Source organism: Longispora fulva, from assembly GCF_015751905.1.
GTDB classification, from domain to species: Bacteria; Actinomycetota; Actinomycetes; order Mycobacteriales; family Micromonosporaceae; genus Longispora; species Longispora fulva.
Genome location: NZ_JADOUF010000001.1, coordinates 8500108 through 8523762, shown reverse-complemented (window position 1 = coordinate 8523762; position 23655 = coordinate 8500108). Strand labels below are relative to the sequence as shown.

General features: G+C 71.9%; 27 protein-coding genes. 12 read left to right on the top strand and 15 right to left on the bottom strand.

Features of this window, described 5'->3' with window-relative positions; genetic code table 11:
* The first annotated feature begins 125 nt into the window (after window positions 1–125).
* Both IW245_RS39370 and IW245_RS39365 read left to right on the top strand, forming a co-directional pair.
* A complete protein-coding gene (locus IW245_RS39370) occupies window positions 126–1337 on the top strand; it encodes a PA0049 family protein (protein ID WP_197008130.1) in 1212 nt (403 codons plus the stop codon).
* A gap of 136 nt (window positions 1338–1473) precedes the next feature.
* Entirely contained in the window at window positions 1474–2142 is a 669-nt protein-coding gene (locus IW245_RS39365) for a GntR family transcriptional regulator (RefSeq protein ID WP_233472958.1), read from the top strand.
* A gap of 56 nt (window positions 2143–2198) precedes the next feature.
* Here IW245_RS39365 and IW245_RS39360 read toward each other — a convergent pair whose 3' ends face one another.
* Together IW245_RS39360 and IW245_RS39355 are read right to left on the bottom strand one after the other, a co-directional pair.
* Window positions 2199–2492: a type II toxin-antitoxin system RelE family toxin gene (locus tag IW245_RS39360; protein ID WP_307788950.1), complete on the bottom strand. Its 294-nt coding sequence runs from the start codon at window positions 2490–2492 to the stop codon at window positions 2199–2201.
* Window positions 2489–2773 carry a type II toxin-antitoxin system Phd/YefM family antitoxin gene (locus tag IW245_RS39355; RefSeq protein ID WP_197008128.1) on the bottom strand — a complete coding sequence of 95 codons (285 nt, stop codon included), beginning with the start codon at window positions 2771–2773 and terminating at the stop codon, window positions 2489–2491. Before IW245_RS39355 ends, IW245_RS39360 begins: the two co-directional genes overlap by 4 nt.
* A gap of 495 nt (window positions 2774–3268) precedes the next feature.
* On the opposite strand from IW245_RS39355, the gene IW245_RS39350 reads away from it, so the two are divergent.
* On the top strand, window positions 3269–3991 hold the full coding sequence (locus IW245_RS39350; RefSeq protein WP_197008127.1) for a DUF4352 domain-containing protein: 723 nt from the start codon (window positions 3269–3271) through the stop codon (window positions 3989–3991).
* Between the two features lie 23 nt (window positions 3992–4014).
* On the opposite strand, the gene IW245_RS39345 is transcribed toward IW245_RS39350, so the two are convergent.
* Both IW245_RS39345 and IW245_RS39340 read right to left on the bottom strand, forming a co-directional pair.
* Window positions 4015–4206, bottom strand: a complete 192-nt coding sequence (locus IW245_RS39345) for a hypothetical protein (RefSeq protein WP_197008126.1) — start codon at window positions 4204–4206, stop codon at window positions 4015–4017.
* Window positions 4200–4394 carry a hypothetical protein gene (locus IW245_RS39340; protein WP_197008125.1) on the bottom strand — a complete coding sequence of 65 codons (195 nt, stop codon included), beginning with the start codon at window positions 4392–4394 and terminating at the stop codon, window positions 4200–4202. Before IW245_RS39340 ends, IW245_RS39345 begins: the two co-directional genes overlap by 7 nt.
* Window positions 4395–4704: 310 nt before the next feature.
* Here IW245_RS39340 and IW245_RS39335 point away from each other — a divergent pair, with 310 nt between their 5' ends.
* From IW245_RS39335 to nfi, 3 genes are read left to right on the top strand one after another with little or no spacing between them, the layout of a single operon-like run.
* The gene (locus IW245_RS39335; RefSeq protein WP_197008124.1) at window positions 4705–5589 is read left to right on the top strand and encodes a helix-turn-helix domain-containing protein; all 885 of its coding nucleotides are present in this window, start codon (window positions 4705–4707) and stop codon (window positions 5587–5589) included.
* Window positions 5549–5743, top strand: coding sequence for a DUF397 domain-containing protein (locus tag IW245_RS39330; RefSeq protein ID WP_233472959.1), 195 nt, complete (start codon window positions 5549–5551; stop codon window positions 5741–5743). The genes IW245_RS39335 and IW245_RS39330 overlap by 41 nt, the downstream gene beginning before the upstream one ends.
* Entirely contained in the window at window positions 5743–6402 is a 660-nt protein-coding gene (gene nfi, locus IW245_RS39325) for a deoxyribonuclease V (protein WP_197008123.1), read from the top strand. The genes IW245_RS39330 and nfi overlap by 1 nt, the downstream gene beginning before the upstream one ends.
* Before the next feature lie 184 nt (window positions 6403–6586).
* On the opposite strand, the gene IW245_RS39320 is transcribed toward nfi, so the two are convergent.
* Together IW245_RS39320 and IW245_RS39315 are read right to left on the bottom strand one after the other, a co-directional pair.
* Window positions 6587–7990 carry an FG-GAP repeat domain-containing protein gene (locus IW245_RS39320; protein ID WP_197008122.1) on the bottom strand — a complete coding sequence of 468 codons (1404 nt, stop codon included), beginning with the start codon at window positions 7988–7990 and terminating at the stop codon, window positions 6587–6589.
* A gap of 79 nt (window positions 7991–8069) precedes the next feature.
* Window positions 8070–8627: a hypothetical protein gene (locus IW245_RS39315; RefSeq protein WP_197008121.1), complete on the bottom strand. Its 558-nt coding sequence runs from the start codon at window positions 8625–8627 to the stop codon at window positions 8070–8072.
* A 440-nt stretch (window positions 8628–9067) separates the two neighbouring features.
* Between IW245_RS39315 and IW245_RS39310 the strand changes: the two genes are divergently transcribed.
* The gene (locus IW245_RS39310) at window positions 9068–10600 is read left to right on the top strand and encodes an aldehyde dehydrogenase family protein (RefSeq protein WP_197008120.1); all 1533 of its coding nucleotides are present in this window, start codon (window positions 9068–9070) and stop codon (window positions 10598–10600) included.
* On the opposite strand, the gene IW245_RS39305 is transcribed toward IW245_RS39310, so the two are convergent.
* Complete coding sequence (locus tag IW245_RS39305; RefSeq protein ID WP_267920031.1) at window positions 10585–11244, bottom strand: NUDIX domain-containing protein; 660 nt, start codon at window positions 11242–11244, stop codon at window positions 10585–10587. The genes IW245_RS39310 and IW245_RS39305 overlap by 16 nt on opposite strands.
* A gap of 99 nt (window positions 11245–11343) precedes the next feature.
* Here IW245_RS39305 and IW245_RS39300 point away from each other — a divergent pair, with 99 nt between their 5' ends.
* On the top strand, window positions 11344–11955 hold the full coding sequence (locus tag IW245_RS39300) for a PadR family transcriptional regulator (RefSeq protein WP_197008118.1): 612 nt from the start codon (window positions 11344–11346) through the stop codon (window positions 11953–11955).
* 127 nt (window positions 11956–12082) lie between these two features.
* Here the strand turns inward: IW245_RS39300 and IW245_RS39295 are convergent, their stop codons facing one another.
* From IW245_RS39295 to IW245_RS39280, 4 genes are all read right to left on the bottom strand, one after another.
* Window positions 12083–12256, bottom strand: a complete 174-nt coding sequence (locus IW245_RS39295; protein WP_197008117.1) for a hypothetical protein — start codon at window positions 12254–12256, stop codon at window positions 12083–12085.
* Complete coding sequence (locus IW245_RS39290) at window positions 12253–14001, bottom strand: hypothetical protein (protein ID WP_197008116.1); 1749 nt, start codon at window positions 13999–14001, stop codon at window positions 12253–12255. Before IW245_RS39290 ends, IW245_RS39295 begins: the two co-directional genes overlap by 4 nt.
* A gap of 121 nt (window positions 14002–14122) precedes the next feature.
* On the bottom strand, window positions 14123–14686 hold the full coding sequence (locus IW245_RS39285) for a cysteine dioxygenase family protein (protein ID WP_197008115.1): 564 nt from the start codon (window positions 14684–14686) through the stop codon (window positions 14123–14125).
* Between the two features lie 226 nt (window positions 14687–14912).
* Window positions 14913–15920 carry a YeiH family protein gene (locus IW245_RS39280; RefSeq protein WP_197008114.1) on the bottom strand — a complete coding sequence of 336 codons (1008 nt, stop codon included), beginning with the start codon at window positions 15918–15920 and terminating at the stop codon, window positions 14913–14915.
* 136 nt (window positions 15921–16056) lie between these two features.
* Between IW245_RS39280 and IW245_RS39275 the strand changes: the two genes are divergently transcribed.
* Complete coding sequence (locus IW245_RS39275; protein ID WP_197008113.1) at window positions 16057–16704, top strand: adenylate kinase family protein; 648 nt, start codon at window positions 16057–16059, stop codon at window positions 16702–16704.
* A 12-nt stretch (window positions 16705–16716) separates the two neighbouring features.
* Here IW245_RS39275 and IW245_RS39270 read toward each other — a convergent pair whose 3' ends face one another.
* A complete protein-coding gene (locus IW245_RS39270) occupies window positions 16717–17616 on the bottom strand; it encodes a LysR family transcriptional regulator (RefSeq protein ID WP_233472960.1) in 900 nt (299 codons plus the stop codon).
* Window positions 17617–17699: 83 nt separating this feature from the next.
* On the opposite strand from IW245_RS39270, the gene IW245_RS39265 reads away from it, so the two are divergent.
* Window positions 17700–18902, top strand: coding sequence for a pyridoxal phosphate-dependent aminotransferase (locus IW245_RS39265; RefSeq protein WP_197008112.1), 1203 nt, complete (start codon window positions 17700–17702; stop codon window positions 18900–18902).
* Here the strand turns inward: IW245_RS39265 and IW245_RS39260 are convergent.
* Window positions 18849–19184, bottom strand: coding sequence for a hypothetical protein (locus IW245_RS39260; RefSeq protein ID WP_197008111.1), 336 nt, complete (start codon window positions 19182–19184; stop codon window positions 18849–18851). The two genes, IW245_RS39265 and IW245_RS39260, sit on opposite strands and share 54 nt — an antisense overlap.
* A 123-nt stretch (window positions 19185–19307) precedes the next feature.
* Here IW245_RS39260 and IW245_RS42535 point away from each other — a divergent pair, with 123 nt between their 5' ends.
* Window positions 19308–20372, top strand: a complete 1065-nt coding sequence (locus IW245_RS42535; RefSeq protein ID WP_197008110.1) for a helix-turn-helix transcriptional regulator — start codon at window positions 19308–19310, stop codon at window positions 20370–20372.
* 7 nt (window positions 20373–20379) lie between these two features.
* On the opposite strand, the gene IW245_RS39250 is transcribed toward IW245_RS42535, so the two are convergent.
* A complete protein-coding gene (locus IW245_RS39250; protein WP_197008109.1) occupies window positions 20380–20859 on the bottom strand; it encodes a pyridoxamine 5'-phosphate oxidase family protein in 480 nt (159 codons plus the stop codon).
* Window positions 20860–20980: 121 nt separating this feature from the next.
* On the bottom strand, window positions 20981–22261 hold the full coding sequence (locus IW245_RS39245) for an acetyl-CoA C-acetyltransferase (RefSeq protein ID WP_197008108.1): 1281 nt from the start codon (window positions 22259–22261) through the stop codon (window positions 20981–20983).
* Window positions 22262–22319: 58 nt separating this feature from the next.
* On the opposite strand from IW245_RS39245, the gene IW245_RS39240 reads away from it, so the two are divergent.
* Entirely contained in the window at window positions 22320–23654 is a 1335-nt protein-coding gene (locus tag IW245_RS39240) for a 3-oxoacyl-ACP reductase (protein ID WP_197008107.1), read from the top strand.
* Window position 23655: the final 1 nt, after the last annotated feature.

Below are 23655 nucleotides of genomic sequence, written 5' to 3'. Positions count from 1 at the left end.
CCCCCTTCGGGGACGCGACACCCCTCGGGGAAGTTGTCGACCGCCACCCCCGGCGCTCGACGACTTCCCCGCAAGCGTTCCGGGCTCACACCCCACCCTCCTAAGTGGTGTGTAATGTATTACCCATGCGCATCCTGCTCGGCGCCGTCACGGCCGTCGCCCTCCTCGCCGCCCCGGTCCCCGCCACCGCCGCCGCCCCGTCCTGCCTGGACACCTCCGTGGCCCCGACCACCGAGCAGTCCCGCCTGGGCCCGCAGCCCGCCGAGATCATCCGGCGGGCCGGGCTGACCAGCTTCGGCGACCGGTTCCCGGCGGCCCTGTGCGGCACGAGAAGCCCCGCCGAGCTGACCGCCCTGGTCACCGACTGGGGCACGGCGCTCTGGTCGGCGGCGGTGAACCGCTCCCAGGGCCGCCGCCCCACCACCGACCCTGCCCCGCTGGCCGCCCTGGACGACCGCCCGCTGTACTGGACCCGGCTCACCATGGCCCGCCAGCTCCGACAGTTCCACGCGACCGCCGGTACGGTCAGCGCGTTCGAGGACGCCAGCAGGGGCCTCGTCGACAACGCCTTCTCCAGTACCGGGATCCCGAAGATCTTCGTCAGCGGCTTCGACCCGTTCGGCCTGGACCACGACCCCCGCACCGCGAACCCGTCGGGCGCGGCGGCCCTGGCGCTCAACGGCCGGCGGATCACCCTGCGCGGCGGCGGCCAGGCGGAGGTGCGGGCCGTGGTGCTGCCGGTCCGCTACGCCGACTTCGACGCCGACATCGTCGAGCGCGCCTTCGGCCCCCGGATCGCGCAGGCGGCCCTGATCTCCAGCGTCAGCCAGGGCTACCCGGGCGAGTTCACCCTGGAGGGCTTCAACGGCCGGGCCCGGTCGGCCGACCCGTTCCCGGACAACGAGGGCGCCCTGTCCGGGGGCACCTACAGCTCACCGGTGGTCGCGCCGGGCATGGGGCCGGGGGCCGAGTTCATCCCGGGCACGCTGCCGACGGCCGCGATGGTGACGGCGGCCGGCCCGTACCCGGTCAGGGTCAACAATGTCGTCGTGGAGATCCCGGCCGGGGGCACGTCCCCGGTGTACCGGGAGAATGGTCCGACGCAGGGGTCGCGCGCGGTGCAGGGCGGCGGTGGCGGGTACCTGTCCAATGAGGTCGCCTACCGGAGCAACCGGCTGCGGGTCGCCCTGGGCAGTGCCATCCCGGGCGGTCACCTGCACACACCGGTCTTGACCGGTCTGCCCGACGACGACACGCTGGTGACCGGACCGGAGTTCGAGCGCACCGAGGCGGCGATCGTCGGCCAGGTCGTGGAGGTGTTCCGAACCATCTCATGATCGTGGGCGGCCTGGTAGCCGTTCGGCCGGTGACCTAGCATATGACGTACTACATAGAATGGGACCTTGACGACAACGGGGTCGTTGGTTCTAGGTGGTAACGTCTGGTCACCTTGGCGAACGGAGTACTCCTGTGGTGAGTGAACACGACCTCCCCACGCTCCGGCTGCCGTCCGCAGCCCGGCGCACCCTCCGCGAGGAGGTCACGGCCGCGCTGCGGGCCGCCCTGATCTCCGGCGAGCTGCGCCCGGCGGTGGTCTACTCGGCCGCCACCCTCGCCAGCACGTTCGGCGTCTCGGTCACGCCGGTCCGCGAGGCTCTCCTCGACCTGGTCAAGGAGGGCATGTTCGAGGTCGTCCGCAACCGGGGCTTCCGGGTCACCGCCCTGTCGGACCGCGACCTCGACGAGTTCCTGGAGATCCGGGCCCTGATCGAGGTCCCCATGATGCGCCGGGTCATCGAGCAGGCCAGCCAGCCAGCCCTCACCGCCCTGCGTCCGATCGCCGACGAGATCGTCGCGGCGGCCGAGCGCGGCGACCTGATCGCCTACATCGACGCCGACCTGCGCTTCCACCTGGGCCTGCTCGCCCTCGCCGGCAACCAGCACCTGGTCAGCGTCGTCAACGAGCTGCGCACCCGCTCCCGGCTCTACGGCCTCGCCGAGCTGCACGAGCGCGGCGGCCTGGTCGACTCGGCCCGCGAGCACCACACGCTCCTGGACGCCCTCGCGAAGGGCGACACCGAGGCGTCCGAGAAGATCATGACGGTGCACATCAACCACGTGCGCACCATCTGGGCCTCTTAAAGACCTTTCAGACGGTTACGGCGGGGCCCGACCCGACAGCGTCGGCCCCCGTGGTGCTAGCCGCGCGACCGGTAGACGTCACCTCGGTGCTCGATCACGGTCACGGTCACGGTTCGGGCCTGGTCATCGATCTCGTAAAGGACCCGGTAGCTACCTCGCCGTGCGGACCACGTGCCCTGGTATGGCGGGAGCGCCAACGGCTTTCCGACCCTGCGGGGGTTGTCGAGTAGCGTCGTCGTGATGAACTCGTAGACCGCCGCCGCCACCTTCTCCGGAAGCCGACCCGCGAGCGCACGCGCGGCCGGGCCAGCGACCCGCAGCTGGTAACCGCCCTGGCCCTGGTGGGTCACGCGACCTTCTTGGCGCGCTTGGCCATCAACGCCGCAAGTTCCTCAGCGTCGAGCACGTCGCCAGCCTCGATCGCTTCGCGCGACTCCGCGAGCTGACGCATGGCTTCCGGGCTGGAGAGCACCTCGAGAGTCTCCTCGAGCGCTTCCAGATCGGCCGGGGACAGCAGGACCGCGACGTCTTGGCCATGCCGGGTGATCGTCACGCGCTCGTGCGTGCGACCCACTTCGTCGATCAACTCCGACAGCCGGTTGCGGACGTCAGTGAACGGCAGAATCGTCATACACCCAGGGTACGCCAAAAGTGGCGCGAAGTCTGTACAGAACTCGGGTCCACCGCGCACAGACCATCCGGTCGGATCCGCGGTCTGGTTTTCGTGGGTCGGTCGGGTCACATTCCCTCCCGAGCGGGCCTGACGGCGGCCTTGATCAGGGGTAGCCTCTCTGGGCGCCACGCCAAGATCCACCGAAGGGACGTCATGTCAGCGCCCAGTGAGCCCGGTCCCGAGCCGACCCCGTCGGAGAGTCACGGGGCAGCCCCTGAGGGTTCGTCGCCGTCCCCCGCGAGTCCGTGGGCCGCCCCGGACTCGCCGCCGATCCTGGGCGGGCCCCCGACCCCGGACGGTTCTCCGACGCCCAGCGGACCGCTCACGGCGAGTGGCTCTGCGGCTTTCAGCGAACCGCTCACGGCGAGCGGACCTCCGGCATGGAGCGGTCCCGAGACGGCTGCCTCGGTTCCGGCGTGGGGCGGGTCGCAGCCGACAGGCCCGGTTCCGGCCGTGGACGGGTCTGCGACCTGGGGTGGGTCCCAGACGACTGCCGGGGCTCCGCTGTGGGGCGCGCACCACGCGGCGGGCGGCGCTCCGGCACCGGGCTACCCCCGGCCGCCAGCCAAGAGCAACAAGACGCTGTTCATCGCCCTCGGCGCGGCCGGCGCGATACTGCTGCTGATCTGCGTGGGCTGCGTCGTCGGCTTCCAGATCCTCCGGGACGGGACGCATCCGGAGGCGCGGGGAAGCTCCCGCCCCACACCGGAAGCCACCCGCTCATGGTTCCCGTGGGAGGCCCCTCAGACCGCCGCCCCCTCGCCGTCCGCGCCCGTGGTCGGCCTGAACACCCCGGTCCGCGACGGGCTGTTCGAGTTCACCGTGAGCAAGGTGGAATGCGGGGTGCCGGAGATCAGGCGCGACGTACTCACCCGCAAGGCGCAGGGCCAGTTCTGCCTGGTCAGTCTGAGCGTGAAGAACGTCGGACAGAAGCAGGGCCAGTTCCAGGAGTTCAGTCAGAGCGCGTTCGGCCAGGACGGCACCAAGTACGGCACGGACTCCGGCGCCTCCCTGTACCTCAACCCCGGCCACGTGACCTTCGGCCTGGACAGCGTCAACCCTGGCGTGGAGTCGAGCGGGACACTGGCGTTCGACATCCCGAAGGGCGCAGGCCTGGCGTACCTGACCCTGCACGAGACGATGTCCTCCACCGGAGCCAAGGTCACGATCAGCTGAGCGACTTTCCGGGTACTGACGCCTCAGTACCCGGTGCTCGTGGTCCCGACCCGGCGCATCGTGTGGAAGAAGCCCGGGAAGCTGGCGCACGGGACCGGTTTGACCCGGGCCTTGGCGAGGGGCGTGAAGTTCTCCACCTCACGCGCGGTGAACCTCGCGAGCGATAGCCGGCGGTCAGCGCACTCCGGGGCCGTGCACGGCAGCACCTTCAGCACGGCAGGACACCCAGCCGGTCGAGGTGGCGGGCGGCCTCGATCCGCGCGAAGCACGGCACGTGCACCCGGACGCCGGACTCCCGGCAGGCCACGCAGTAGCCGTCGTCGTCCTCGGTGTGGGCGGCCGCGACCGCCCGGGCGTCCTCGTCGGTCCTGATCCCGACCGCGTGCGCTGGCGTGTGCTGCATGGTGACCTCCCTGGGTGGGCGGCCGCGGCCCGCCCGAGGTGCGCGCGGAGGGCCATCGGCCACTGTGGGTGGGGGCACTCCCGGCCTGCCTACTCGACGTCCGCCGCGCTGGGGAGAGGGCGGGAATTCGACGGGCCGGGAGCGCCCTGCTGGCGCACCGGACCCCACGACAGTGACCGTCAGTCCCCATCCGGTGACCGGTGCGTCAGGGACGTTACGCCCGATGACCCATCCATGCAAGATTGCATGTAATGTTGATTTCCATATGCTGTCGACTTGCCTAACACGACATTTCGCATAGGATAAGCTGGTGGCTAATGAAACCGGCACGCTCCGGAGTCTCATGCTCGGCAAGCAACTGAGGGAACTCCGGGAGGCTGCCGGGTTCACGTTGGACGCGGTCGCCGAACACATCAACAAGAGCGGCGGCACGGTCAGCCGCTACGAGAACGCGCACGTCCCGATCAACTGGCCCGACGTCGACGCACTGCTCAGCCTCTACGGCGTGCACGACGCGGCACACCGGGCCGGTCTGATCCAGCTGGCGAAGGATGCCTGGAAGCGCGGCTGGTGGGACGAATACGGCGACGTGCTGCCGGGACAGTTTCTCGACCTGGTGTGGCTGGAGTCGCGGGCCACGCGCATCCAGATCTTCACCCTCGGCTACGTGCCGGGCCTCGTTCAGTCGCGCGGCTACATGCAGGCGTTGTTCGACGAGGATCCGTCATTCGACGCCGAACAGCGCGAGCGGGGCATCCAACTTCGCGCGAAACGGCAGGAACTCCTCGACCAACTGCACCACCCCGAGATCTCCGTGATCCTGGATGAGTCGATCCTGCTCAGGCCCATCGGCGGTCCGGCCACTATGGCCGACCAGCTCCGTCATCTCCTCGTCCTGGGAGACCGGCCCGGTGTCTCCATTCGCGTCCTGCCCCGTGACACGGAGATGCATCGCGCCCTGGGCGGCGGCTTCACACTCCTCCACCTCGGCGAGCCCTTCCTCCCGTTCGGATATTTCGAGAACCTGGCCGGCTGCCTCTACGTGGAATCCCCGAAGGTCAACAAGATCCTGTCGACGTACGATGACATCGACCGGGCTGCCCTCGACCCCGAGGCGTCAGCCGCGCTGATCGAAGCGGCGAGTAGGGATCTGCGTGACCACACACCTGAACGGGGCACCGTGGCGGAAAAGTAACCGTAGCGGCAATGACGCGGCGTGCGTCGAGGTCGCGCTGCTTCCCCAGGTGACCGGGGTGCGGGACAGCAAGGACCAGGGCGGGCCGGTGCTCATCTTCTCCACCACCGACTGGGTCACGTTCACCGTCGCGCTCAAGGCCGGCGCGCTGTAGTGCCCGCGCTCCCCACGACGGCCGAGGAGGCCGTCGCCCTCCAGCGCGCGCTGCGACATCAGGTCGAGGTCTCCCCCGGCCCGACCAACCCCCGGACGGTCGCGGGACTCGACGTCGCCTACGCCGACGGGTCCGACCGGGTCGCCGCCGCTGTCGTGGTGCTCGACGCCGGCAACCTGCTGCCCGTTCAGCAGGCCACCGCCACCGGGCTGGCGACGTTCCCCTACGTGCCGGGGCTGTTCGCGTTCCGGGAGTTGCCGACGCTGCTCGAGGCGCTCGCCCAGCTGACCGTCACCCCGGACGTGCTGGTGTGTGACGGGCAGGGGCTCGCGCATCCGGAGCGGTTCGGGCTCGCGTGCCACGTCGGGCTGGAGACCGGGCTGCCGACGATCGGGGTGGCCAAGACCTTGTTCATCGGGGAGTACGAGGAGCCCGGGGACCAACGGGGCGACTGGTCGCCGCTCACGGACGGCGGTGAGGTGATCGGCCGGGTGCTGCGGACGAGGGCGGGGGTCAAGCCGGTGTTCGTGTCCGTGGGGCACCGGTTCGACCTGGACAGCGCGACGGAGCTGACTCTCGCTCTGACGCCGAGGTACCGGCTGCCCGAGACCACCCGGGCCGCCGACCAGTTGTCGCGGCTCGCCCTTCGGGCCGGGTGACCCGCCCGGTAACCGCTGCCCGGCGCGGCCGGTTCAGCACGGCCAGCTCAGCGCGGCCGGCCATGGGTTCCGGGCACTGCCGGGTGTTCCGGCCGGTACACGGTCGGGGCGCGGACCGTGTGGTCCGCGCCCCGTTCGTTCGCTGTGCGTGACGTGTCACCCGATACCGGCTGGCTGCCGGGTGTTAGTGCACGCCCGTGGCGACCACCATGTAGTCGGCGCCGGTGTAGAAGCCCGCAGCCCACAGGCCGGTGGTGTTGATGTTGCGGTACGCGGTCACGTTGCCGTCGGCCGCCGCGATGATCATCTCGGCGCGGCCGTCCTTGTCCAGGTCAGCGAACCGCACCCGGTCGTAGTTGCTGCCCACCCCGGCGACGTTCATGTAGTCGACGCCGGTGAAGAAGCCCGCAGCCCACAGGCCAGTGGTGTTGATGTTGCGGTACGCGATCAGGGAACCGTCGGCCTGGGCGATGATCATCTCAGCGCGGCCGTCCTTGTCCAGGTCGGCGAAGCGCACCTTGTCGTAGTTGCTGCCGACCCCGGCGACGTTCATGTAGTCGACGCCGGTGAAGAAGCCCGCAGCCCACAGGCCGGTCGTGTTGATGTTGCGGTAGGCGACCACGGAGCCGTCGGCCTGAGCGATGATCATCTCAGCGCGGCCGTCCTTGTCCAGGTCGGCGAACCGCACCTTGTCATAGTTGCTCCCCACGCCGGCGACCGTCATGTAGTCGACGCCTGTGAAGAAGCCCGCAGCCCACAGCCCACTCGTGTTGATGTTGCGGTAGGCGACCACGGAGCCGTCGGCCTGAGCGATGATCATCTCAGCGCGGCCGTCCTTGTCCAGGTCGGCGAAGCGCAGCTTGTCGTAGTTGCTGCCGACCCCGGCGACGACCATGTAGTCGCTGCCCGTGTAGAAGCCCGCCGCCCACAGCCCGCTGGTGCTGACGTTGCGGTAGGCGGTCACGTTCCCGTTGGGGGAGGCGACGATCATCTCGGCCCGGCCGTCGCCGTCCAGGTCGGCGAACATCGGCGACGCCGAGGCTGCGGTCTGGCTGCCGGTGATGTTCCGGTACCGGTACGCCTTGTAGTCGCCGTTGGGGTGGCCGTCGATCTGGGCGTCGTTGATGGAGGCTCGGGGCACGAAGTGCACCGGGGTCGCGCCGAAGGCGTAGTAGGAGTAGTGGACGTGGTCGGCCTCCCAGGCGTTGAACAGGATCACGTGGTCGTAGTAGCTGTCGAGGATGTCGCCGGCCTGTAGGTCGGTGCGGGCGATCTCGGTGGAGACGCCGGGCAGGCCCTGGGTGTTGGGGTCGGAGTTGAGGTGCCAGGCCATGTCGACGAATCCGGAGCAGTCGCGACGGTAGTTGCGGTCCCCGGTCGGGCCGGGTGAGCTCGCGCCCTGGTTGTAGTCGCCGGGCTGGTGGTCGACCCAGTACTGGGCGCGTTCGATCACCTCGGAGCGGCTGATCGAGCCGCCGAGGCTGGAGGTGAACGAGGCGTGGGCCGGAGTGACGGCGGCGAGCAGGCTACCGGTCAGGGCGGTGGCGGCGACGAGGCCCGCGAGGGCACGGCGAACGTACGTGTTCATGGGAGAGGTGTCCTTCTGTGTGGTGAGGGATGGATGAGAGATGGATGAGGAAGAGATGACGAAGGAGGCGGGAGGGAGGTCAGGCGCAGCCGGGTAGCTGCGCTGCGATGTCGGCGGGTACTTCCGCCGTGCAGTAGTGCGCGGAACCGAGGCTGATCGGGCGCCACGTCCCGTCGACGTGGTGGAACAGCACCCGGGAGGGTTGGGTGGTGCCGTCTGAGACCGTGCGGGCCACGGAGAAGTCGCCGACGCAGACGACCGCCTCCACCGCCGCCGGCCTGCCGGCCCGGGTGTAGAGGTCCCCCGAACCGGTCTTCAACGCCGAGACCAGGTCCTCCGCCCGCACCGGACAGGCGGCGGCACCCGGTGTCGCGGCGGCTCCGGCGGCCCGGGTCGCGGAGGGTGCGGCGGACCGCGTCGCCGACGGTGCGGCGGACCGGCTGGGCTGTACCGCGCCGGTGGTCGGAGCGCTGTGCGTGGTGGTGGGCTCCGTCGCCTGATCGGTGCTCGGAGAGCCGCAGGCGGCCAGCGCCAGGGCCGACGTGAGGCTGGCGAGGGCCAGCACGGTGCGTCGTCCCATGGCGGTCGGGGCCAGGGACCTCGCGGCGGGGCGGAACAGTGCGACGATCCTGGACATGGACAGACTCCACCTGTGTGCGTAATGGACTGATTAATTGGCTTATCGGTATTCCAACCCGGTTCGGGCTGGCGCTTCCGATGTGGATAAGCCTGCCGGACACCCCGTGGGGCTGTCACTAGCTGCGGGCTGGCCTCAAGGTGCCTGGCACCAAGGTGCCAGCCTGGGTCAGCCGGATCCCCCGACCACCGCTGCCGGGGCCGTGGTCGCCCCCTCCGAGCCGGGTCAGCGACCTCTCCTGGACCGGTGGCCGGGCCGTCCGAGGCCGAGGGCCGACGCGCGCCGGAGGAGGAACCTCCGTAACAAAATCATGATCTTGATTTGGGTTTGACGCATGTCACACGCTATTGCGCACGGCCCGTGCGCACGGCAGGGTGAAGCCCACCACAGCGACGCCAACGCCGCCGCCGCTTCTTCCCACTGCCCGTGAAGGAGCCGTCATGGCGTTGAGTGTTGTATCCGGCGCGGCCTGGGCCGACGTGCACGCCCGTGCCGTCGCCGCGACCCCCGAGGCGTTCTCCGACGACCGGCTGCTCAACCTGGTCGAGGGTGTGTGGTCCGATGTCGGGACGCCCGCCGCGCTGCACACCCCCGTCGACGGCACCCTGATCGGCTGGCTGCCGCGCCTGGACGCCGCGACCGCCGGCCGGGCCCTGGCCTTCTCCGCCGCCGAGCACCGGACCTGGGCGCGCGTCCCCCTCGCCGAGCGGCACGCGCGGGTCACCGCCGCGGTCGAGGCGTTGCAGGCCGAGCGGGACCTGCTCGCGTTGCTGCTGTGCTGGGAGATCGGCAAGCCGTGGCGGCTGGCCTGCGCGGACGTGGACCGGGCCCTCGACGGCGTCCGGTGGTATCTCGACGAGATCGGGCCCATGGTGCACGGCCGTGAGCCGTTGCCCGGCCCGGTGTCGAACATCGCCTCCTGGAACTACCCGATGAGCGTGCTCGTGCACGCCGAGCTCGTCCAACTGCTCGCCGGCAACGCCGTGATCGCCAAGACCCCCACCCAGGGCGGGGCCGTGTGCCTCACCGTCGCGCACGCCCTGATGCGCCGGGCCGGGCTGCCCGTCACGCTGCTGTCGGGCGGCGGTGAGGAGCTTTCCGAGGTACTGGTCCGCGCGCCCGAGATCGGCGCCGTCGCCTTCGTCGGCGGCCGGTCCAACGGCGGCAAGGTGGCTGCGGCGCTCCTGGACTCCGACAAGCCGCACTTCATCGAGCAGGAGGGCCTCAACGCGTGGGGCATCTGGGACTTCTCCCAGTGGGACCTGCTCGCCGGGCACCTGCGCAAGGGTTTCGAGTACGGCAAGCAGCGGTGCACCGCGTACCCCCGCTACGTCGTGCAGCGCGAACTCGTGGACAAGTTCCTCGCGATGTACCTGCCCGTGGTGTCCTCGATCCGGCTCGGGCATCCCCTCGCGAGTGCCGACGGCGTGCTGCCGGAGCTGGACTTCGGGCCGCTGATCAGCGCGGCGAAGGCCGACGAGCTGCGGCGGAAGGTGGACGAGGCGCTGCGGGGCGGGGCCGTGCCGCTGCACCGCGGGACCCTCGGCGACCACTTCCTGCCCGGCCAGGACACCTCCGCCTACGTCGCGCCCGTGGCCCTGCTCGCGCCGCCCGGCCGGTCCCGGCTCGCGCACGCCGAACCGTTCGGGCCGGTCGACACCATCATCGTGGTCGACACCAAGGACGAGCTGCTCGCCGCCATGAACGCGTCCAACGGGTCCCTCGTGGCCAGCCTCGCGTGCGACGACGAGGAACTGGCCGAGAAGCTCGCGATGGACGTGCAGGCGTTCAAGGTGGGAATCAACAAGCCGCGGTCCCGGGGGGACCGCGCGGAGCCGTTCGGCGGGCGGGGGGCGTCCTGGAAGGGGGCGTTCGTCGGCGGCGAGCTGCTCGTGCACGCGGTGACGGTGGGGCCGGCGGCCGAGCGGCTGTACGGCAACTTCGCCGACTACTCGCGTTACCCGGCGACCTGAGCCGTTCCCTCCGGGCCTGGAGCCTGTGCCGCGCCTTCCGCGCGCGGCTGCTCCGGGCCCGGGGGCTGCTCCCCTGCGGCGGCCGGGGGATGCTCCGCCAGGACCAGGTCCGGTGGGGCCAGGTCCACCGCGAGCATCAGCGCCTCGTGGTTGTTCGTGAGAAAGTCCGTCAGGCCCTCGGGCCGCAGCCGCAGCCCCGTCAGGCCGGCGGGCGGAGTGACCCTCGCCAGGTCGTACCGGCCCCGCGACGGGTCGTCGAACTCCGGGCCGTGCCGGGCCGACATGTCCAGGGCGACGAGCCGGCACACGAAGAAGTACTGCACGACCACGCCCTCCCCGTACGGGAACGTGTTGACCAGCACCTGCTGGTACCGGTCGGCCGTGGCCCCGAGCTCCTCCCGCAGTTCCCGGCGCAGCGCGTCGACCGGCGAGGAGTCGCCCGGCTCGATCCCACCCCCGGGCGTGGTGAAATATACCGGCCTGTTGGCCTTTGTCCGTCGAATGAGCAGCAACCTACCCTCATCGTCGTACAGGACAGCCCTGGCCGCCCTTCGCACGATCTGCCGCACATCGACCTCCCGACGCCTGGTCGTACCCCTATGAACCGTACGACGTCGAACCCTATGCGTGTGAAGCAAATCCATGACGTCAATAACGTTGCCTCGCGAGCGGTTCCGATATATCGTTTCACTATCGCGATAGCCACACGGGCTGTCGGATGACGAACGAAGAGGTAGCGACAGATGCGACGACACTTCGAGCGGGCCGGCCGCGAGCATGGCCCCGAACACCGGCACGACCACGGCCACCGTGGCGAGCACCCCGGCCACGACCGGCTGTACGCCTTCGGCCCCTTCGGCGGGCGCGGCGGCTTCGGCGGCGGACGCGGCGGCGGGATGCGCGGGCCGCACTCCCGGGGGCGCGGCGCGCGGCGCGGCGACGTCCGGGCCGCCATCATCGGGCTGCTCCTCGAGCGCCCCATGCACGGCTACGAGATGATCTCCGAGCTCGACCAGCGCACCGGCGGCGCGTGGCGGCCCAGCCCCGGCTCGGTCTACCCCACCCTCCAGCTCCTGGAGGACGAGGGCCTGATCACGGGCGAGGAGTCCGAGGGCCGCAAGCGGTTCACCCTCACCGACGCCGGCCGCGAGGCGGCGGGCAAGGCCGACGCCGCGCCGTGGACCCAGTTCGCGGAGGAGGCCGGGAGCAACGCGCACGAGCTGCGCACCGCGGCGATGGGCATCATGCAGGCCCTGGGCCAGGTGGGGCAGGTCGGCACCGAGGAGCAGCGGCAGCGGGCGCTGGAGATCCTCAACGAGGCCCGCCGCAAGCTCTACGGCATCCTGGCCGAGTAGTGCCCGGGCACCGGCGGGCCGATCCCGGGCCGGATCGACCCCGCATCACCGGGCCCGCCCCGCGCCCGGGCGGGCGATGTCGCGTCGCCGGATCGCGGCCGCCCCGCCGGCCGCGATCCGGCCCGGCCTAGTAGCGGTGCCGGGCCCCGTTGCGGGTCCGGGTCCTGGTGTAGCGGACCGGTTGGTCGTTGCGCCGCCCGGCCGGGAGCTTGCGCGAGATGACGGCCCACAGTTCCACCCCGCGCCGGGGCTTCGGAATGTCCTCCGGGGCCACCGCCCACCGCATCGATGTCATGGTCATCCTCCGATCACGCCTAGCACCGGGACGTCCGTGCCGGCCGCGTCGCGTGCCTTCACGGTCATGGTCGGGGTCTGGTTCGGCACCGGGCCGAGGGTCACGAAGCTCTTGCCCGAGCCCTTGAGGACGCCCGCCGCGGCGTCGATCCGGTCGATGCCGGGCGAGCCGGCAGCCAGCAGGTACCACGAGCCCGCAGGGGCCTTCCACCACGCGGTCGCCGCAACCGGGCCGCCCCGGGCGCTGCACATCCGGGTGCCGTGCGCCACCGGGGTCGCGGTGCCGCCCGGTCCGAGCAGGACGGCGCGGACCAGGTTGTCGCCGCCGACGAGATCGCCGCGCAGGCACACCCACGTGCCGGTGCCGGCCTTGCCGGGCAGCGGGCCGGCCGCGAACTCCCACGCGTGCACGGCCACCACGGCCGAGCCGGCCCATTCGGTGACCTGGCAGCCGAGGCGGTCCCACGCGCCCTGCGAGTCCAGGTACCGCGCGGCGTGCGGGTCGCCGACCGTGATGTGCGCGAGGCTGATCTGGCCGAGGTCCGCCAGGGTCAGCGGGCTCGGGGCCGCGACGTCCTTCGTGGTCAGCCGCAGCAGTGGCCCCGTGTAGCAGGACCCGGGCACCGGGCGGACCGGGTCGGTGACCCCGTCGACGGCCGCCAGGTCCTGCCACGCGCCGCCCAGGGTGGACACCTGGGCCTTCGCCACCCACGGGGCGAGCAGGTAGCGGGTGCCGGCGAGCCGGATGCCGCTCGCCCCGGCGGTGCCGAGGACCGGCATCGGCGACAGTTCAAGACCCTTTTCCGTGTACCGGGCCAGCCGCGACCGGTCCGCCAACACCACGACCGGCTTGCCGTCGACGTGCCCGGCGAACAACAGCTGCGGCACGCCCACCGGCGGGGAGCCCTCCGCGCCGCGCCCGATGACGAGCCTCTTGCCGGTCCGCCACGCGGTGACGGCCGCGCTGGTCAGCTTCGTGTCGGTGCGGGCGTCGCCCCTCGACGGCCAGGCGGCCAGTACCGGATTGGGATTGTTGCGCCACTCCGTGTCCGTGACCGGCCGCACGGGCTCGACCTTCTGCGGCTCCGGGCCGCTCCACGCGCCGGTGGCCAGGGTCGCGACCCCGATCAGGGCCGACACCCCGGCGGCCGTGGCGAGCGCGCCCCGGCCGACCCGGGCGGTGCGCAGCATCGCGGGCGCCGGGGCCCGGACCTCGGCGGCCGCCGGGTTCATCGCCGGCTCGTCGAGCAGCTCGGCCTGCCGCTCCGGGTCGAGCCCGTGGTCGGCGTCGAGCTCGTCGCGGACCTTCAGCGCACGGTTCACGGCGGCGTACGGGTCGGCGACCCCCACCAGCTGCAACGCCCCGGTCGCGCTCTTGCGGTTCATGCCCTCGCCGAGCAGCAGCAGGTACGCCGCGCGGACCGGCGGCGCGACGGCCGCCAGCGCCCGGTCGAGCGCCTCGTGCCCCGGCCCGCCGTCGGGGACGGACACCGCGCCGCGCCGCAACGGCCCCGGCCACGGGAGACGCCGGCCCAGCGAACGGGTCAGCACCCGGGCGAGCAGCGTGCGGTACCCGGCGTCGAGGTCGTCGGCCACCTTCCGTCCCGACCGCAACGGCAGCGCCCGGCGCACCAGCCGGTGCGCCCGCCACCACCGGCGGGACCGGCCGTCCTGCCCGGCATCGACCACATAGGCCGCCCGGACGAGCCGACCGTAGTTCTGGACGAACACGGTCTCCCAGCGCACTGCCATTCAGTCCTCCTCGCGTCACGCACCCGGGTCAACGGGGTGTGACGTACCGAGGTGACGGCCTTTGCGCCATTTGCCAATCCCGGCTATTCGCCGCGCGGCCGACCGGGCGGACAGCCGGAACTCACGCGGGACGAATGGGCAGGTCGTAGCGGCGGCGGACGCTGGTGCCGAGGACTGCGATGTCCGCGCCGTACACGTGCAGCGAGATGGCGAGTCCGTCCGAGGCGTTACGCACCGTGTGGATGTCCCCCGGCGGAACGAGGAACGACGCGGCGCCGCGCGGGGTGCGCGTGGTGCGGACCGGCACCAGATGGCCCCGCACGACGCGGTAGCTGGTCTCCTCCTCCTCGCCGAGGTACGTGCCCACCACGCACCACGACACGTGGTCGTGCACGCAGGTGGCCTGGCCCGGCAGCCAGACGAGCGCGACGAGGGAGAAGCTGCCGTCGTCCTCGACGTGCAGGACGTGCTGGCGGTAGGACGTCGGATCCGGGTCGGGCACCCGGTGTTCGGGGCCGAGGAGGGTGTCGTCGAACAGGTAGCCGGCCAGGGCGCGGGTGATCCGGGCCGGGGCCGCCTCGTGCGGCTCCCTCGGGACCGGAATCGCGCCGGGGTCGCCCCGCAGGGCCGCGCGGATGTCCGCGACCAGGCGGGCCGCCACTGGGGAGAGCAGATGGGTCGGCATGGCGGAACTCCTTCGCTGTGACGAGATCACGGGACTCCTTCGCTGAGACGAGAGGCTGGGCGGGTGGCACGGCCCGGTATGCGCCGGATCGGGCACGTCCGGACAGCCGCCCAGGCCGGGGTTGCGGGCCGGGCCGGGGTTGCGGGCCGGGCCGGTGGTGGACCCGGGCTGGTGGTGGGCCGCGGGTTGGTGGCGCGTCGGGCGGTGGTCCGCGTCCGCCCCGGACTCAGGTGAGCAGGGTCGCCCCGGCCAGCACCAGGCCGGCGATCAGGGCGGAGGACAACAGACCCAGGGCGAGCACCGGCAGACCGGACCGCAGCAACGACCGCAGCCGCACCGCCGTGCCCAGGGCGAACATCCCGGCCGCGAGCAGCAGGCCGTCCACGAACGTCGCCGCGTCGAGCACGGGGGCCGGCAGCACGTGCACGCTGCGCAGCACCGCCATCAGCAGGAAGCCGACGACGAACAGCGGCACCACCGGGGGCCGTTCGCCGACCGGGGCCGCGGCGTGCCGGCGGCGTTCGGCCACGCTGACCACCGCGAGCATCGGGGCCAGCAGCACCACCCGGGTGAGCTTCACGGCCACCGCCACGGCGAGCGCACCGCTCACCGGGGCGGCCGCCGCGACGACCTGGGCGACCTCGTGCACGCTGCCGCCGGCCCAGATGCCGTACCCGGCCGCCGACAGTCCGGTCGGGTGGAACAGGGCCGGCAGCGTGAACATCGCGATCGTCCCGCACAGGGTGACGAGGCCGAGCGCCTTGGCGACGTCCTCCTCGTCCTGCTCGCGGACCCCGTTCATCGCGACGACCGCCGAGGCCCCGCAGATGGAGAAGCCGGTGGCCACCAGCAGGGACAACCCCTCGCCGACCCCGAGCAGCCGGCCCAGCCACCGGGTGCCGACGAACGTGACGCCCACGGCGACGACGACGAGGGCCAGCACCCCGGGCCCGAGGGCGAGCACCTCGCCGAACACCAGCTTCAGCCCGAGGAGCGCGACCCCGATCCGCAGCAGCCGCCGGCTGGCGAGCTTCAGGCCCGGCGCGAACGACGGCCGCAGCAGGTGCGCGTTGGCCGCGACCGCGCCGAGCAGGACGGCGACGGTGAGCGCGCTGACCGCCGGCAGCAGCTTGTTCGCGATGACCGCGAGGGTCACCCCGCAGGCGACGACGGCCAGACCGGGCAGGACCGAGACGGGGGTACGGGTGGGGGTCTCGATGCTGTCGGTGGCCATGCCGTCACGATGTCAGCGGCGAGCTGTCCGGAGTAGACGGTGCTTTCCTGGGGCCAGATAAGCGGCGGTTATGGATACCGCGGCGCGACGCCCTGACACCGGCGCGCGTCGAGCGCGGAGTGCATAGGCTGGGTCGATGCGCCTTGTCATCTTCGGACCACCCGGCAGCGAACGGAAGGCCATCGCCAGCTTCATCGCCGCACGTCGGAGCGTCCCCGCGATCACCTGGAGCGACATCATCAAGGTCGCCGTCCGGGCGGGCACTCCGCTCTCCGTGCGGGCGCGGCACCACATGAACGTGGGCGAACCCCTGCCCGAACAGTTGCTCGCGTCCATGGCTCACGACCACCTCACCCGGCTCGACGCCACCGGCTTCGTCCTCGAGGGGCCTCCCGACCACGCGGCCCGGGCAACGGCGATCGACGTCATGCTCGCTGGACGGGGCACACCCATCGACCGGGCGGTCGACCTGACTCTGTCCGACGCCGAGGTCCTGCGCCGCCTCTCCGGCCGGCGTCTCTGTCGCGCCTGCGGCAAGGTCTGGCACCTCCGGTTCGCGCCCCCGGCGCGCTCAGACACCTGCGACAACTGCCGCGGGGAGTTGTTCCAGCGCCACGATGACAGTCCCGCACGCGTCGCCCTTGGGCTGCGGACCTACCGAGCCGCCATGGCACCGGCGCTCGACCACTACCGAGCACTGGACAAACTGGTATCCGTCGACGCGACCCTTCCCACCGGGGTGATCTCGTCAGCGGCGACGGCGGGGTTCCCGTACCCGGATTGAGGGTCGGCGGTTTCACGCCTGGTGGGCGACCGTGACCAGGGCGTCGATCGTGGCCCGCACCACCGGCACCCGGATCAGATCAGGCCAGGTGTACACGGCCGTCCGCCGTCGGATCGTCGACTCCACCGGCACCGCCACCACGCTCCCGTGCCGCAGGAACGACAGCACCAGCATCGGCACCAACGCCACCCCGAGTCCCGCCGCCACCAGGCTCTGGATCGCCATGTTGTCGTCCGTGGCGCACGCGATGTCGGGCGTGAACCCGGCCCGCTCGCAGGCCCGGACGAACGCGCCGCAGCACCGCGGGCAGCCGGCGATCCACCGCTCCCCCGCCATCTCGGCCAGGTCCACCCGGTCGCGGCCGGCGAACGGGTGCCCGGCCGGCAGCAGCAGCGCGAGCCGGTCCTCCAGCAGCGGCACCCGCAGCATCCCCGCGGTGGCCTCCTCCTCGTCCTCGTCGGCGTAGGAGAAGCCGATCACCAGCTCGCACTCGGCGTGCCGGAGCAGGTCGAACGAGTCGGGCGGCTCCTTCTCGATCAGTTCGAGGCGCAGCCGGGGCCGTTCCTTCGACAGTGCCGCGGCGGCGCCCGGCACGATCGAGGCGTTGGCGCTCGGGAACGCGCAGATCCGCACCGTGCCGAAGTCCAGGGCCGCCACCGCCCTGACCTGCTGGTGGGTGACCGCCAGCTCGTCGAGGACCGCCTTGCCGCGCTCGGCGAGGATCCGGCCGGCCTCGGTGAGCCGCAGGCCCCGGCCGACCCGGAGGAACAGCGGGCCGCCGACGTGCCGCTCCAGGGCGCGCATCTGTTGGCTGATCGCCGGTTGGCTGCAGTTCAGCTCGCGGGCGGCGGCGGAGAAGGATCCGGCCCGCACCACGGCCGCGAACATCTCCAGTTGACGGGTATCGATCACAGCCCAACCATAACCGTGGCTTTGGGGTCCGCAAAGGACTGTCGTTCTTGTCGATGGGCACGCGGCCCCGGGAGGATGGTCGTGTGCCCCACTATCTGCGCGACGTCCCCCCCGCCGGCGTCCTGTACGTCGTCCACGAGGCCCTCCGGCGCGGCTTCACGCCCGGCGACCCCGACTGGGTCAACCTGGGCCAGGGCCAGCCGGAGACCGGGCCCCTCCCCGGCGCGCCGGAGCGGATCACGACGGTGGAGCTCGCGCCGGACGACCACGGCTACGGGCCCGTGAACGGCGTCCCCGAACTACGCACCGCCATCGCCGAGCACTACAACCGGTTGTACCGGAAGGGGAAGTCCCCCTACACGGCCGCGAACGTCTCCGTCACCCCCGGCGGCCGGCTCGCCCTGAACCGGGTGTTCACCGCCCTCGGCGACCTCGCCATCGGCTACCGCGACCTGGACTACTCGTTCTACGAGGACCTGATCGGCGCGCACCTGTCCCGACTGAGCCCGGTGCCGGCCGGGGTGCCGTTCACGCCGGCGGCGCTCACGGAGCTGGTCGACCGGGCCGGGATCGGCGCGTTCCTGCTGTCCAACCCGTGCAACCCGACCGGCTCCGTGCTCGCCGGGGCCCACCTCGCCGACCTGGTCGACCGGGCCCGCGCCGGCGGGTGCGCGCTGGTCGTGGACGAGTTCTACAGCCAGTTCGTCTACGACGGCGGGCCGGTCAGCGCCGCGGCGCACGTGGCGGACGTGGACGCCGACGACGTCCTGATCATCGACGGCCTGACCAAGGGCTTCCGGTACCCGGGCTGGCGGCTCGGCTGGGTGCTCGGGCCGCGCGCGGCGATCGAGGTGCTCGACCGGTCCGGCGGCGGCCTGGACGGCGGCCCGTCCAGGGTCACCCAGCGCGCGGCCCTCGCCGCCCTCGACCCTTCCTACGCCGATCGGGAGACGGCGGCGACCCGGGCGGCGTTCGCCGGCAAGCGCGACCTGATGGTCGACGGGCTGCGCGCGCTCGGGATCCGGGTCGACACCCCGCCGGCCGGCGCCTTCTACGTGTGGGGCGACGTCGCGGACCTGCCCGCGCCCCTCAACGACGCGGACGGGTTCTTCGAGGCCGCCCTGCGCCAGCGGGTGATCACCGTGCCGGGGCACCTGTTCGACGTGGACCCGGGGCGGCGACGGCGCGGCGGGCGGCGGCACACGGAGTTCGTCCGGTTCTCCTACGGGCCGTCAGCCGACGTGCTCGCCGAGGGCCTGGCCCGCCTCGGCAAACTCCTCGGCTGACTCCTCCACCGACTCCAGGATCCTGGCCAGCGGTGCGCCGATCAGCGCCGGGGAACTGGCCGGTGAGGACCAGACCTTCGTCACCAGGAAGGTGCGGAAGTTCTCCGCCTCGGCGACGGTCGCGAAGTCCAGGTCGATCAGGACGTAGCGCTCGTCGTCGACCGGGCGGCTGATCCGGTGGCCGCGGACCCCTGACTGGCGGCGGACCTCGGCGAACTGGTCGAACACCGCCTTCCAGGCGTCGTAGCCGGTGATCGCGTGCTCGATATGCAGGGTGGTCATGGCGTCCTCCTCGGTGTCCTCTCCATCGTCGTCCCGGCCGCGCCGCCGGCCCATCCCAGAAACCTGGGGTCCGCGACCGGCGTCGCGGGCCGGCCGGGGGCCGGGGTGGCCTAGGCTCGGGGCGTGGTCAGGGCTACCCGGTCCGTGGGGCCGGTCCTCCGGGTGTGCGAGGCGGGCGGCGACGCGCGGGAGCTGCGGCTGCGCCTGCTCGACGCGCTGCGCCGGGCCGTCGACTTCGACTTCCACGCGTTCGTGCTCACCGATCCGGAGACGTCCGTCGGTTCCGCGCCGGTCGCGGCCGTGCCGCACGTGCGGGACCTGCCCCGGCTGATCCGGTTGAAGTACCTCACGGAGGTCAACCGGTGGACGGGCCTGGCCGAGCCGCCGGTGGCGCTGCTCAGCGTGGGCGATCCGGCGCGCGGTCCGCTGTGGCGGGAACTGCTGGCCGGCTACGGCGTCCGCGACGTCGCCTCCGTCGTCTTCCGGGACCGGTTCGGCTGCTGGGGCTTCCTGGACCTGTGGCGGACGGGCGGGGTGTTCGACCCGGGCGAGGCGGCGTTCCTCGCGGAGGTCGCCGGGCCGGTCACCGCCGCGCTGCGCCGCGCGCAGGCCGACACGTTCGTCACCCGGCCGCCCGGGGCGCGGCGGCTCGGGCCGCTGGTGCTGCTGCTGTCCCCGGAGCTGGCGGTACTCGGCCAGACGCCGGAGACCCACGACTTTCTCACGGCGCTCATCCCGCCGGCCCCCGACCGCCAGCCGATCCCGGCTAGCGCCTACAACGTGGCCGCCCAGTTGCTGGCCGTCGAGGCCGGGGTGGACGGGAACCAGCCCTCGGCCAGGGTGCACCTCGGCGACGGGCTGTGGCTGACCCTGCGCGCGGCCCGGATCGGCGGCCGGGACATCGCGGTCACCATCGAGGAGACCCCGCCGGGGGAACGGGTGGCGCTGTTCTGCCGGGCGTACGGGCTCAGCGCCCGGGAGACCGAGCTGCTCGGCCATCTGGCCGCCGGGGCGGACACCCGGGAGGTCGCGCGGCGGATGTTCCTGGCGGAGAACACCGTGCAGGACCACCTGAAGTCGGTGTTCGCCAGGACCGGCGCCCGCAACCGCCGGACGCTGCTGGCTCGCGCGCTGGGCTGGACACCTGGGGCCGACAATGCCGGGTCGGGCCCCGCCGTAACCGTCTGAAAAGGTTTCAGTCCGTGTGGGCCGGGACCGGCTGGCGGGGCTCGTCGGGGAAGTTCTCCTCGTCGAAGAGGATCCAGCCGTCCACGTCGATCCGGTAGATCCGGTGGTGGTTCTCGCCATCGGCCATCCGCCGGGCGTCGATCGCCCGTGCCGCCCGGGGCCAGCGGCCGGCGAACACGGCGATCTCCTCGTCCACCCCGGTGGTCGGCAGCTCGACGGCCGAGCCGGTGAACGTCGCGCCGCGGACGTCCTGGCCGAGCTCCGTCAGGTCGATGGCCAGCACGCTGCCGGCGACCCGGGAATCGCGGCGGATGTTGGCGCTGTGGAACCGGGTCGGGCGGGATATGAAGTACAGCCGGTCCGGGGCCAGGGTGCTGGCGAACCAGACGTTGCACACCACCGGCGCTCCCTCGTCGTTCAGGGTCGCGACCTGCATGACCTTCCCGGTCGAAACGTAGTCCTCGAGGAGTTGCCGGGCGTCGGCCATCTTCGGGTTACCTCCGTGTCGGGGTGGCTTTCCCGACACAGTAGACGGAATGTCCGCCCCCGAACACCCCACGAAGCGCCCCAGTTACCCGACGTGATGCCGGATAGCTGGGGCGGCGTTTCTAGCGTTCGAGGATCGCGGTCACGCCCTGGCCGCCGGCCGCACAGATCGAGATCAGGCCGCGGCCCTTGCCGTTGCGTTCCAGCAGCTTGGCCAGGGTGGCGACGATCCGGCCGCCGGTGGCCGCGAAGGGGTGGCCGGCGGCCAGTGAGGAGCCGTTGACGTTGAGCTTCGCGCGGTCTATCGAGCCGAGCGGCGCGTCCAGGCCCAGCTTCTCCTTGCAGAACTCGGGGCTCTCCCAGGCCTTGAGGGTCGCGAGCACCTGGGACGCGAACGCCTCGTGGATCTCGTAGAAGTCGAAGTCCTGCAACGTGAGGCCGGCGCGCTGGAGCATCCGCGGGACGGCGTACGCGGGGGCCATCAGGAGGCCCTCCCCGCCGTGCACGTAGTCGACGGCGGCGGTCTCGCTGAACGTCAGGTACGCCCGGACCGGCAGCCGGTGCGTCTTCGCCCACTCCTCGCTGGCCAGCAGCACCACGGCCGCGCCGTCGGACAGCGGGGTCGAGTTGCCGGCCGTCATCGTCGCGCCCTCGCCCCGGCCGAACACCGGCTTGAGCTTCGCCAACTTCTCCACAGAGGAGTCAGGCCGCAGGTTCTGGTCCCGGTTCAGCCCCAGGTAGGGGGTGACCAGGTCGTCGAAGAAGCCGGCCTCGTACGCGGCGGCCAGGTGGTGGTGACTCGCGGCGGTCAGCTCGTCCTGGTCCTCGCGGGTGACGCCCCACTCGGCCGCTGTGATCGCCGCGTGCTCGCCCATCGACTTCCCGGTGCGGGGCTCGGCGTTGCGCGGCATGTCCGGCACGAGTTGGCCGGGCCGCAGCCGGGTGATCAGCTTGAGCTTGCCGCCCAGGGACCTCGCCCGGTTGGCGTCGAGCATGATCTGCCGCAGGTCCTCGTTGACCCCGAGCGGCGCGTCGGAGGTGGTGTCCACCCCGCCGGCGATGCCCGCCTCGATCTGGCCGAGCGCGATCTTGTTCGCGACGAGGATCGCGGCCTCCAGGCCGGTGCCGCACGCCTGCTGCACGTCGTAGGCGGGCGTCCTCGGGTCCAGCCGGCTGCCCAGCACCGCCTCGCGGGTCAGGTTGAAGTCGCGACTGTGCTTGAGCACCGCGCCCGCTGCGACCTCGCCGAGCAGCTCGCCGGCCAGGCCGTACCTGCTGACCAGGCCGTCGAGTGCGGCGGTGAGCATGTCCTGGTTCGCGGCGTGCGAGTACGGCCCGTTGGACCGGGCGAACGGGATCCGGTTGCCGCCGATCACGGCGACCCGGCGAATTTTCTGGGTCATGCTTCCACTCTAACCTACTGGCGAGTAAGATTACGCCGGAGTAGGGAGGCATTTTTCCATGACCGATCGGTACCAGAAGTTCGCCGCGTCCGGGGCAGGGCGCTTTCTCGTCCCCAAGCTGGGGCTGCCCGACCCCGCGAAACTCCGCCGGTACCGGCCGGGCCAGCCCGTCGTCGCCGGCCCGGTGCTGCTGGGCTCCGCCCCCGGTGGACGGCTCGACGCGGCACTGACCAAGACCCTGTCGGCCGTGGACGCCACCGTGCACACCGAGCCGAGCGAGGCCCCCGACGCCCGCTACCACGCGCTCGTCTTCGACGCCACCGGCATCACGTCGAGCGCCGAGCTGCGCCACCTCTTCGACTTCTTCCACCCGACGATCCGCCGGGTCGCCGCCTCCGGCCGGGTCATCGTGCTCGGCACCCCGCCGGAGGACACGTCCGGCCGGCAGACACGCACCGCGCAGCGCGCCCTGGAGGGCTTCGTCCGCTCCGTGGGCAAGGAACTCAAGCGCGGCGCGACCGCCCACCTGGTGTACGTGGCCCCCGGCGCGGAAGAGGCCACCGACTCGACGGTGCGCTTCCTGCTGTCGGCCAAGTCGGCCTACGTGGACGCCCAGGTCATCCGGATCGGATCCGGCACGGTCGGCGCCGCCCCCGAGGACAAGCCGCTTGAGGGCAAGGTCGCCCTGGTCACCGGTGCGTCCCGGGGCATCGGCGAGTCCATCGCCCAGGTGCTGGCCCGCGACGGCGCGCACGTCGTGTGCCTCGACGTGCCGGCGATGGGCGACGCGCTGTCGGCCGTGGCCAACGCGATCGGCGGCACCGCCCTGCAACTCGACATCACCCGCGACGACGCGCCCGGCACCCTCGCCGAGCACTTGCGCGAACGGCACGGTGGCGTCGACATCGTCGTGCACAACGCCGGCATCATCCGCGACAAGACCCTCGGCCGGATGAAGCCCGAGCTGTGGGACGCGGTGCTCGCCGTCAACCTCACCGCGCAGGAACGGATCACCGAGGGTCTGCTCGGGGTGCTACGGCCGGGTGGCCGGATCGTGTCCCTGTCTTCCATCGCGGGCATCGCCGGCAACGTCGGGCAGACCAACTACGCCACCTCCAAGGCCGGCGTGATCGGGTTCGTACAGTCCTGGGCCCCGGAGCTGGCCACCCGCGACGTCACGATCAACGCCATCGCGCCCGGCTTCATCGAGACCCAGATGACGGCGTCTGTGCCGCTGTTCATCCGCGAGGCCGGCCGGCGGATGAACTCGCTGTCCCAGGGCGGCCTGCCCGTCGACATCGCCGAGACCGTCGCCTGGTTCGCCCACCCGGGCTCCGGCGGGGTCACCGGCAACGTCGTGCGGGTCTGCGGCCAGAGCCTGCTGGGGGCCTGAG

Coding starts and splice junctions, on each gene's coding strand:
- IW245_RS39370 (WP_197008130.1), top strand. CDS start 126: ATGCGCATCCTGCTCGGCGCCGTCACGGCCGTCGCCCTCCTCGCCGCC.
- IW245_RS39355 (WP_197008128.1), bottom strand. CDS start 2,773: ATGACGATTCTGCCGTTCACTGACGTCCGCAACCGGCTGTCGGAGTTG.
- IW245_RS39340 (WP_197008125.1), bottom strand. CDS start 4,394: ATGCAGCACACGCCAGCGCACGCGGTCGGGATCAGGACCGACGAGGAC.
- IW245_RS39320 (WP_197008122.1), bottom strand. CDS start 7,990: ATGAACACGTACGTTCGCCGTGCCCTCGCGGGCCTCGTCGCCGCCACC.
- IW245_RS39315 (WP_197008121.1), bottom strand. CDS start 8,627: ATGTCCAGGATCGTCGCACTGTTCCGCCCCGCCGCGAGGTCCCTGGCC.
- IW245_RS39310 (WP_197008120.1), top strand. CDS start 9,068: ATGGCGTTGAGTGTTGTATCCGGCGCGGCCTGGGCCGACGTGCACGCC.
- IW245_RS39305 (WP_267920031.1), bottom strand. CDS start 11,244: ATGGATTTGCTTCACACGCATAGGGTTCGACGTCGTACGGTTCATAGG.
- IW245_RS39300 (WP_197008118.1), top strand. CDS start 11,344: ATGCGACGACACTTCGAGCGGGCCGGCCGCGAGCATGGCCCCGAACAC.
- IW245_RS39295 (WP_197008117.1), bottom strand. CDS start 12,256: ATGACCATGACATCGATGCGGTGGGCGGTGGCCCCGGAGGACATTCCG.
- IW245_RS39290 (WP_197008116.1), bottom strand. CDS start 14,001: ATGGCAGTGCGCTGGGAGACCGTGTTCGTCCAGAACTACGGTCGGCTC.
- IW245_RS39285 (WP_197008115.1), bottom strand. CDS start 14,686: ATGCCGACCCATCTGCTCTCCCCAGTGGCGGCCCGCCTGGTCGCGGAC.
- IW245_RS39280 (WP_197008114.1), bottom strand. CDS start 15,920: ATGGCCACCGACAGCATCGAGACCCCCACCCGTACCCCCGTCTCGGTC.
- IW245_RS39275 (WP_197008113.1), top strand. CDS start 16,057: ATGCGCCTTGTCATCTTCGGACCACCCGGCAGCGAACGGAAGGCCATC.
- IW245_RS39260 (WP_197008111.1), bottom strand. CDS start 19,184: ATGACCACCCTGCATATCGAGCACGCGATCACCGGCTACGACGCCTGG.
- IW245_RS39250 (WP_197008109.1), bottom strand. CDS start 20,859: ATGGCCGACGCCCGGCAACTCCTCGAGGACTACGTTTCGACCGGGAAG.
- IW245_RS39245 (WP_197008108.1), bottom strand. CDS start 22,261: ATGACCCAGAAAATTCGCCGGGTCGCCGTGATCGGCGGCAACCGGATC.
- IW245_RS39240 (WP_197008107.1), top strand. CDS start 22,320: ATGACCGATCGGTACCAGAAGTTCGCCGCGTCCGGGGCAGGGCGCTTT.